The 1,121-nt window shown below is 60.6% G+C and carries 1 protein-coding gene and 1 pseudogene; one reads left to right on the plus strand and one right to left on the minus strand.

All coding sequences use genetic code 11. The annotated features are described in order from the left end of the window. Window positions 1-162: pseudogene (locus BLW78_RS31965) on the plus strand (transglutaminase family protein); the annotation flags it as partial. A gap of 419 nt (window positions 163-581) precedes the next feature. Here the strand turns inward: BLW78_RS31965 and BLW78_RS30685 are convergent. Next, a partial coding sequence (locus BLW78_RS30685) for an SDR family NAD(P)-dependent oxidoreductase (RefSeq protein WP_139307809.1) occupies window positions 582-1,121 on the minus strand: 540 nt, incomplete at its 5' end.

Raw genomic sequence — 1,121 nt, forward strand, 5'->3', positions numbered from 1 at the left:
GGCCGCTGGCACACATTTGATCCGCGCAACAACAGTTCACGCATCGGTCGGATTCTGATCGCCTATGGTCGGGACGCCGCGGATGTCCCGTTGACGCTGACCTTTGGCCCCAACGAACTCGTCGCGTTCCACGTGACGACGGAAGAAGCGCCTCCAATATAACCGCGGACTTCTGAATGAGGCGTTGGCTGCTTGCAGCCGTTGACCGTTTGACTACAAAAGCTATCAAGCCGCATCCAAGATACCGCGAATTCGTGTCGCGTCCTCGATGCAGGTCGATAAATGCAGCACTGATGTCTGCTTGTCGGGCGTTCTTCAAACAAGTTGAATGGCCGACTTGGGCGCCAAACCGAATGTCCGCTTCTGCATCTGATGGCGACCCGGCGTGACGTAATCTGGCCGATTGCAGTCTGCCCGCTTCCGGCGTTGAAGCCGGAGAAGCGGACTTGTTGCGGGGCACTTTCAGAGTCAACGGCCACGTCTCCCGGCCAGTAGGCTACGAAAGCGTACGCCGAGGTCATAGTGTTGGTGGAGAAACGCTGGCGGTTTAGTCAGGCCACGGATCTGGCACGCGATTAGCCTCAGCGTGCCACGTCAGTCGAGAAGGCGGCATCTTTCTGCGCCTCTAAAGCGGCCAAGCGCTCGACCAGCGCTCGCTTAATCATGGTGTAGGCATCTCCGCCCAACGCGATCCGCTTCGGTGCAGGATATAGATCCACGCTGTCGATCATAATCTGAACGATCTTGCCAGGATCACCCTTCGCGACGGCGCCGGGATCCGAGAGCATCGCACGCATCGCGCCGATCGACGTGTTCCGGTACGCGTCGACGTCCGCGCCCAACAGCGTTCCGGCCGTCTTCCGGAATGCGGTGCGTGCGGCACCGGGCTCGATAATCGTAACGCCGATGCCGAGGGGGGCAACCTCGGCCGCTAACGAGTCGAAGAAACCCTCCAGCCCCCACTTACTTGCATGATAGAGGGAAGCGCCCGGATGGGTAGCCTGGCCGCCGTAAGACGACATGGCGATCAGGCGTCCGCCGCCCTGTCTGCGCAGGTGCGGCAGGGCTGCCCTGACCACGTGGATCGGCCCGATCAGATTGGTATCAATCTGCCGCGCGAT

This window comes from Methylobacterium sp. 275MFSha3.1 (genome assembly GCF_900108435.1).
GTDB lineage: Bacteria > Pseudomonadota > Alphaproteobacteria > Rhizobiales > Beijerinckiaceae > Methylobacterium.